Genomic DNA, 8,003 nt, shown 5'->3' on the forward strand with positions numbered 1-8,003 from the left:
GTTTACCATGAAATACTTAGTCACAGGCGCGGCAGGGTTTATCGGCGCCAACGTCAGTAAGCGCCTCTGCGCAATGGGCCATGAGGTGGTCGGGATTGATAACCTCAATGACTACTATGATGTTGGATTAAAACTCGCACGGCTGGCACCACTCGAAGCGTTAAGCAATTTCCGTTTTATCAAACAGGACTTAGCCGACAGAGAAGGCATAGCAACACTATTTGCGCAGCAGGGTTTCCAACGTGTTATCCATCTCGCCGCGCAGGCTGGAGTGCGCTACTCCCTCGATAATCCCCTCGCCTATGCCGATAGCAATTTAGTCGGACATCTCACGATATTAGAGGGGTGTCGCCACCATAAGATTGAGCATCTAGTGTATGCCTCTTCATCCTCTGTCTACGGCTTGAATCAAAAGATGCCATTTTCGACCGAGGATAGCGTCGATCATCCGATATCCCTGTATGCGGCGACCAAGAAAGCCAACGAGTTAATGTCGCACACTTACTCGCATCTCTATCAGTTACCCACCACAGGCCTGCGCTTTTTTACTGTGTATGGCCCCTGGGGACGACCCGATATGGCCTTGTTTAAATTCACTAAAGCGATACTCGCCAGTGAAACGATTGATGTGTATAACCATGGCGATCTCAGCCGTGATTTCACCTATATCGACGATATCGTTGAGGGCATTATTCGGGTACAAGATAAGCCACCTAGCTCAACTCCTGACTGGCATATTGAAACAGGCACACCCGCCAATAGCAGCGCGCCCTATCGCGTATTCAACATAGGTAATGGCAGCCCGGTGCAATTGCTCGACTTTATTACCGCACTCGAGCGCGCGCTTGGCATCGAGGCGAAAAAGCAATTTTTACCCATGCAGCCAGGTGATGTGCATTCCACTTGGGCCGATACCGAAGATCTATTTAAGGCCGTGGGATACAAACCCCAAGTCGATATCAATACTGGGGTGAGCAGATTTGTCGAGTGGTACCGCGCGTTTTACGCAAAGTAAGCTCTCTGAGAAAATAAAGAGTCCTGCTGATTAGCAGGCCTCTTTATTGGATTAGCGCTTAAAAACGATATTCAAAACTGCTAAAGAAAGTCGCATTAGTATCGTTTTCTTGCACCTCAAATTCTGATCTAGACACTGTGCCACCGACACTCCACATGCCCTTCCAGACTGGCATACGGTAGGAAAGCTCCAGCATCAGTAAATCTTCCTTCGGCGGCTGCGGAGCCCAAGTTGTCGCCACATTAGTGCCATCTTTATTCAATTTGGCATAGCGCAATAATGAAGTGAATCCACGACTGTTATGGAACTGACCCACCAAGCCCAATACAAAGACTTGTGCATCACTATCATAGGTCGAGCCTAAAGCTCTGCCGTAGTAACGCGCTCCACTTAAATAGACAGGATCTTCATAGAAGCAATTTGCCTTGCCACCACATTCAACAAAGGTGTCTGAATACTCCATAAACAGCTTGAACTGTTTACCCGCTGTGCCGAAATGACTATCTATGCCCCAAAGCGAGCCACAATTGCTGCCGTTTTCGCAGCTGCGTTCAAGGTACAAACCAACGGGAATATCCTGCCAAGTATCGGCATAGCGTAAATCGATGCTTTGGGTTTTATGGCCCGCGTCACGCCGCTGCTCAGCAAGACAAGAATCTGAGCCGTCGATACAAACAGCATTGCCAGCGACTGAATCCCACCAAGAATCGAAGTCGCAATTCTGCCCTTCACCGCAAAAGAGTGTCGACCAAGACAGACCAACCTCTAGTTGTTTAATCGGTTTGGCAGTAAAGCGTATATCCCATTCAGCTGTTTTTGGCACAGCGCGCTCATTTTCGGCCATACTAAAACCCGTTTTAAAGGTCCAAGGTCCAATCCAAGATAACCATGGGGTTTCAAAGGCGGCGGCATTATTGCGGCTGAGCGACAGTGATTGCATGGGACGGGCATTATTTGAGCGATGGAGTGATGAATCAAACCCTGGGCCCCACCATTGTTCCACCGTACCTAAGGTGGCAATCCAGTTGCCCATGATCACCGCGAAATAAGACTCATCGAGGCGGAAGTTTTTGTTATCTTGCGGATCGTAAGTCTCTGCAACCGTGGTTTTATAGGCCACACGCGAGCCTAAATATTCGTAGGAACCTTTAACTTCACCCTTTTCACGATAGTCGGAGCCATAATGCTGAAAACGAGCCGGATCGGTCGCGCCCGAGACTTTAACCCTCGCATTGCCGCGATTATCGACGGCGTTTTGATAGTAAAAATTAACCCGAGCAAAGGCTTGCACTAATCTGGGAGATAGCAATTCAGGCTCTACTTTTGCTAAATCGCCACCAATTCCTGACCACATTAATGGAAAGGTATTCACAGGCACACGGATCACGCCAGCATCGGCAAGCGCTTGAATATCGGCTCGAAGATAAATGTCTGAGGCATCCACCCAAGGAGCGGCAGCAACCGTCGATGAAAACCATAAACCAGATGCAACGCTAGCTGCGAGGAGAGTGGGGGTCAAAAAAGCCTTCATAACATCCTTCATAAAATCCTTTTCATTATCACAGTGAGGGCAATGCCCCATAGTTTCACGAAAAAAGTTAAGCCTAATCAGGCCTTAGCGAGTTTAAGTTTGGCCGCCAATGCGCTTGCTACCTCAGGGTGAACAAATTGACTCACATCACCACCGTGCAGTGCGACTTCTTTCACTAAGGTTGAAGAAATAAAAGAATTTTCTTCGGCAGGCGTTAAAAATACGCTCTCAAGATCGGGGCTTAATCTGCGATTCATATTGGCCAATTGGAACTCATACTCGAAGTCAGAAACCGCACGCAAACCACGCACCAACACGCTTGCCCGCTGCTCCTTAGCAAAATCCACTAATAGGCCAGAAAACCCCACCACTTCGACATTATCCAAATGCGCAGTGACACGATTCACCAGCTCCACACGCTCCTCAAGGGTAAACCTTGGCTGCTTGGAAGGATTGGCTGCAATACCAATAATCACATGCTTAAACAGCTTAGCCGCACGCTCAATCAAATCGGCATGACCATTGGTAATAGGATCAAACGTCCCAGGATAAATCGCTCTTGTGTGCATATAATTTACAAAAAACGCTTAAGCTACGGTATATAAAAGTTTATCACCCGCTTACACAGCTAAGCAAAGTATCTTTCATACACTCTTCAAAGCATTAGATATAGACCGATAGCATTTAATCCAACTCGGTATGCCATAGCCAAAAGACAGCCTAAAAGGTAGAATACTGACTCGAAAATTGTGATATGGCAGCTGTTAATTAATGAATCAATAGCACACCTAAACAATGACTACTTTCTGATCTTAACTTGGGTAGGTTTTATTGTGAAAATTCTCCTCGTATTTGGCACTCGACCTGAAGCAATAAAAATGTGTCCTTTGGCAAAAATGCTAGCCAACGACCCTCAATTAGATGTCAAAATTTGTGTTACAGCACAACATCGCCATATGCTTGACCAAGTGCTAAGTATTTTCGAACTGACCCCTGACTACGATTTGAATCTGATGAAGCCAAATCAAACCTTAGAATGGTTAACTGGCGCAATTGTTGAGGGTGTAGGGAAGGTCATTAAAGAATTTCAACCTCAACTGGTTTTAGTTCATGGGGATACTACCACTTCATTTTCTGCTGCTTTGGCGGCATTTTATCAAAAGGTTGATGTCGGTCATGTTGAAGCGGGTTTACGTACTGGTGATATAACTTCACCTTGGCCAGAAGAAGCAAATCGAAAATTAACAGCTGTATTATCGTCCTTGCATTTTGCTCCAACCCCTTCCTCAGCTGAAAATTTAAAAAATGAAGGTTATTTTCCTGAAAGCATCTATGTTACGGGGAATACTGTGATTGATGCTTTATTTCAAACATTATCTATAACAAAGAAAGACGATTTCCCACACTCAGATGCATTAAAAGACTTACTAAATATATTGGACGGAAAAAAAGTTATTCTAATTACTGGACATCGTAGGGAGAATTTTGGTGTTGGATTCGAAAATATTTGTACTGCACTAAAAACAATTGCATTAGAGAACAAAGATTGGGAGTTAGTTTATCCTGTACATTTAAACCCTAAAGTACAAGAACCTGTTTTCAAACACTTAGGTGGGTTAGATAATTTCCATCTGATTGATCCTTTGGATTATCAGTCTTTTGTAACATTAATGGATCGAGCTGATATTATTCTCACTGACTCAGGAGGAATACAGGAAGAAGCTCCATCCTTAAAAAAACCAGTGCTTGTTTTACGTGATAAAACCGAAAGACCTGAAGCTGTGTCTGCAGGAACGGTTAGATTAGTAGGAACTGATGTTGATAAAATAGTATCTGAAGTTAATATTTTGATAAAAAACCAAAAGGCATTTGGTGAGACGGTTAACCCTTATGGTGATGGGCATGCATGCCAAAGAATACTTAATATTATCAAACTTCATTATCAGGTAAAATAATGTCAAATATTTATATAATTTATCGCTCTATGTATAATTCGGAAGGAGCATTAACAACTGTAGGCGGTATCGAAAATTACATTATTAGTTTAGCTGAGGTTTTATCTCGCAATGGGTGGATTTGTCATCTAGTACAACCCGCAAAAGATTCTTTTTCTATAAAAAATGAACATATGAATGTTCATGGCATAAATACAGGATACTTTCGTGGTAATCTAAAAAAGTATGCTCTTGCAAATTGGGTTAAAAAAAATGCAAATAAGAAGACTGACATTATAATTTATGCAACAGACTCATATTCGGTCAATTTGAAAGGTTATAAACAAATAGCGATTCAACATGGTATCTCTTGGGATAAACCAAGGAAAAATAAAAATACCGTTATTCAATTTCTATCTTCGCTATTAAATCAATTTAAATATCTATCTTACATAAAAAATAATTCAACATTAGTGTGCGTAGATCATAATTTTATAAATTGGTATCGTACTTGGTTTAATGTTGGCAGAAAAAATGTAAAAGTAATATATAATTTCTATACTGAAAAAGTTAATCAATCTGATTTTGACAAAAAATGGAGTGATGACCGTGTAATTAAAATAATTATTGCTCGTCGTTTTGTTGACTACCGTGGGATTGCATTGATTGCTCCAATTATAAGCAAACTATCAAATCAATATAGAATAGAAGTCAATTTTGCAGGTGATGGCCCTCTAAAACCATACTTAGAATCATTATTTTCTAGTCATTCTAACGTTAAAATAACTAAATATGGCCCATCTGAAAGTTTCAAAATACATAAAGAGCATCACATATCTATCATTCCGACTTTAGGCTCTGAAGGTACATCTCTCTCAATGATTGAGGCTATGGCTGCAGGTTGTATGGTGATCAGTTCTAATATCGGTGGACTATCTAATCTCATTATTAATGGATACAATGGTTTGTTAGTCATGCCTAATTCACAAGAAATGGAACTGGCGCTTTTTACTGCACTAGATGATTTTGATTTCTGCAAAAAACTTGCACAAAATGGTTTAAACTCGATCGCTTATCCATGTAGCAAAGAAAAGTGGGGAAAAGATTGGATAGATTTAATTAATAAACAATAACACATATCAATATCAAAACCAGAGCTAGAAAAACTACTCTGGTTATCAAATTAATTTTTTAGTGTTTTATGTATCTTAGATTTAAATTTTCTAAATGCGACATTAAGATCTTTTCGCCATTTAGCTATATTAGGTTTATAACGAATACCTCGATGATAACCTATATGCCTCACACTCCCTTCAGGGAAAATTGCAGCTTTAAATCCTAATTCATAGTATTTATTGCCTATACCGCCTTCGCTCGAATATTGTGCAACTGGAGCAATCAACTGATAATCAGCTAAACGCCTTAAACCTGGATTTAAAGTAAAACCATGCCAATAGACACCATGAAGTAAGTCATTTGTATGCATTATTTGATACTTTAACGACTCATCGGTAGGACAAGTATATAACTCAGGCAACACTGAATGCCCATTAGTATCACTTGTTTCACGCAGCCAAACGGTTACAATTTTTTCATCTGAAAGTAACGCTTTAAGCAAATTTTCAACAAACCCTGTACGATAAAACTCCCAATCATCCTCACAATGAAAAATATATTCAGAAGTGACTAGTGAATAGGCTTTGTCGATACTTTTCATTTGCCCTAATTGAGGTTCATTATTAACCATAACAAAATCAATATCTTTGAATTTAGCTAAGGTATTTTCAAGCTTATCGCGATTGTGGCTATCTTCTATAACTATGTATTGTGATATAGGATAAGTATTATACTTTAAAAAACTTTCAATTGTTTTTTCAAGTAAGTCAAAACGATTACAACTTGTGATAACCAGTGAAACTGTGTTGTCACTCATAACATCTCCGTACAAAAACTAACCATAGATTAGAATTTTTTCAAACGCTTAACAATACATTTATCTAAATCAATACCATTTAAATCCTGATAAAGTTGATGCAAGCGGGCAATTCTTAATGGTGGATTTCTTTTAAATAATACGTAAATGATAGCATTGAAAGTTTTTCGTGTCCGCAACCAATACTCAATAACGTTATGATACTTACGTAGACTCTTTATAGAATCCTTGCTAATAAAATCATCTAAGTCAACAACATCTGTATTTGAAACATGCTTCATAACAACTTCGTCACGCTTTTCTTGTGATAAATTTAAAAACCCATAACCTTTTTTTAAATACTTTAGGTGGAAATACATAATCCCCATATATTTTTTCTCAATTTTTCTACCAACAAATCTAAATGCCTCAACATTTTTTTCTTGTGAGAAATAAATTTCAGAAGAAACAGGGAAGTACATATGATCGCCTGTACCAACAAGAGGTTCTCTTTTATAAACCCCTAATTTCTCATTCGTATCGAATGCAAGATTGACACCGGAAAATGTATATATCTTCTTAACACCTAATAACATATCTCGTCTAATCGCTGTTATTACCGGAATTAAATTTCGGTCAATAGCAATATGATCATCATCTAATTTTGTGGCTATTTTATAGCTAGTTTTTGAAAGAGTATAATTGTAAAAATTTGCTAAACTATGGACATTATCAGTTGCGCAGCTATTGTGAGCATCAGAAAAAATGGGATGCACTTTAGGTAAATATTCAAAAACCTTTATTTTTTCAGGGTACTTCTCTTTTAGTTCATGTAATATTTCAGCCGTATTATCTGTGCAATCATTATAACAGGCTATAATTTCATCATAATAAGGAATATGAGTCTCAATACTGGATCTCAAAAATTCGGCACCATTCTTTATACGCAAAATAGCACTGATGCCTGGTTTTCTCGGCTCATCAAATGTCGTAATGTCTACCTTAAACTCATCATAATTCGATGCTTCTTCATTAACTTGTACCATATGACTACCCCAAATATTTGAATGCAATAAGTAAACTACCACTCTTTAAGCGGCTATTTGAGCCATAGTCTTAACTGTTTGATCGCCATATCCAATCCATTTAACTGTTCGCTTAATGCCAATTTAGTGCATAGATGCAGCATCTGCTCTTCAGACAACAGTTTTGCAAGTGCATTTTTCATTGGTTCCAATGCAGTTTCACAACTCAATACCAATTCTTGAGCCACACATGCTGCAATCCTTGGCGGTTGATCCTTGGATACTGGAACCGCTAATGTCGGCTTGTGCAGCGCTATCGCTTGCAATAAAGTATCACCACCGCTCAATACGGCGGCCTTAGATGCGGCTAACAAATTGATAAACTGTTGATTATTCAATTGTGGGATCATAACAACTCCCTCTAGTTCAGGCAGAGGATTGGGGTAATTCGGGCCAAAAACCATGACACTCACTATTCCTGAGGCTTTGAAGCTTTCATAAGCGGCCTGAGCAAAAATATCGGCGGCTAATTCACCATTCACTTTGTGACCACCAGAGCCAGCATTAAATAATACAAACTCATTTT

At 39.7% G+C, this 8,003-nt stretch carries 7 protein-coding genes and 1 pseudogene; 3 read left to right on the plus strand and 5 right to left on the minus strand.

Annotated elements, in window-relative coordinates:
- The first annotated feature begins 7 nt into the window (after positions 1 to 7).
- Positions 8 to 1,015, plus strand: a complete 1,008-nt coding sequence (locus L976_RS02355; protein ID WP_047533828.1) for an NAD-dependent epimerase — start codon at positions 8 to 10, stop codon at positions 1,013 to 1,015.
- A 58-nt stretch (positions 1,016 to 1,073) separates the two neighbouring features.
- Here L976_RS02355 and L976_RS02360 read toward each other — a convergent pair whose 3' ends face one another.
- Both L976_RS02360 and coaD read right to left on the minus strand, forming a co-directional pair.
- Positions 1,074 to 2,546 (minus strand): capsule assembly Wzi family protein, encoded by a 1,473-nt coding sequence (locus L976_RS02360; protein ID WP_047540076.1) that lies wholly within the window; start codon positions 2,544 to 2,546, stop codon positions 1,074 to 1,076.
- Positions 2,547 to 2,623: 77 nt separating this feature from the next.
- Positions 2,624 to 3,115 (minus strand): pantetheine-phosphate adenylyltransferase, encoded by a 492-nt coding sequence (coaD, locus tag L976_RS02365; RefSeq protein WP_011074274.1) that lies wholly within the window; start codon positions 3,113 to 3,115, stop codon positions 2,624 to 2,626.
- A gap of 264 nt (positions 3,116 to 3,379) precedes the next feature.
- Between coaD and wecB the strand changes: the two genes are divergently transcribed.
- Both wecB and L976_RS02375 read left to right on the plus strand, forming a co-directional pair.
- Positions 3,380 to 4,501, plus strand: a complete 1,122-nt coding sequence (gene wecB / locus L976_RS02370) for a non-hydrolyzing UDP-N-acetylglucosamine 2-epimerase (RefSeq protein WP_047540078.1) — start codon at positions 3,380 to 3,382, stop codon at positions 4,499 to 4,501.
- On the plus strand, positions 4,501 to 5,613 hold the full coding sequence (locus L976_RS02375; protein ID WP_047533837.1) for a glycosyltransferase family 4 protein: 1,113 nt from the start codon (positions 4,501 to 4,503) through the stop codon (positions 5,611 to 5,613). The genes wecB and L976_RS02375 overlap by 1 nt, the downstream gene beginning before the upstream one ends.
- Before the next feature lie 50 nt (positions 5,614 to 5,663).
- On the opposite strand, the gene L976_RS02380 is transcribed toward L976_RS02375, so the two are convergent.
- The 3 genes and pseudogenes from L976_RS02380 to L976_RS02390 form a co-directional block, all read right to left on the minus strand.
- Positions 5,664 to 6,413 carry a glycosyltransferase family A protein gene (locus tag L976_RS02380; protein WP_047533839.1) on the minus strand — a complete coding sequence of 250 codons (750 nt, stop codon included), beginning with the start codon at positions 6,411 to 6,413 and terminating at the stop codon, positions 5,664 to 5,666.
- 29 nt (positions 6,414 to 6,442) lie between these two features.
- On the minus strand, positions 6,443 to 7,438 hold the full coding sequence (locus tag L976_RS02385; RefSeq protein WP_047533841.1) for a hypothetical protein: 996 nt from the start codon (positions 7,436 to 7,438) through the stop codon (positions 6,443 to 6,445).
- A gap of 53 nt (positions 7,439 to 7,491) precedes the next feature.
- A pseudogene (locus L976_RS02390) lies at positions 7,492 to 8,003 on the minus strand (hypothetical protein); the annotation flags it as partial.

Source organism: Shewanella sp. ZOR0012, from assembly GCF_000798835.1.
GTDB lineage: Bacteria > Pseudomonadota > Gammaproteobacteria > Enterobacterales > Shewanellaceae > Shewanella > Shewanella xiamenensis.

What these genes read in the sequence shown, in the direction of transcription:
- L976_RS02355 (WP_047533828.1), top strand. Translation starts at nt 8, where the DNA reads ATGAAATACTTAGTCACAGGCGCGGCAGGGTTTATCGGCGCCAACGTC.
- L976_RS02360 (WP_047540076.1), bottom strand. Translation starts at nt 2,546, where the DNA reads ATGAAGGCTTTTTTGACCCCCACTCTCCTCGCAGCTAGCGTTGCATCT.
- L976_RS02375 (WP_047533837.1), top strand. Translation starts at nt 4,501, where the DNA reads ATGTCAAATATTTATATAATTTATCGCTCTATGTATAATTCGGAAGGA.
- coaD (WP_011074274.1), bottom strand. Translation starts at nt 3,115, where the DNA reads ATGCACACAAGAGCGATTTATCCTGGGACGTTTGATCCTATTACCAAT.
- L976_RS02380 (WP_047533839.1), bottom strand. Translation starts at nt 6,413, where the DNA reads ATGAGTGACAACACAGTTTCACTGGTTATCACAAGTTGTAATCGTTTT.
- L976_RS02385 (WP_047533841.1), bottom strand. Translation starts at nt 7,438, where the DNA reads ATGGTACAAGTTAATGAAGAAGCATCGAATTATGATGAGTTTAAGGTA.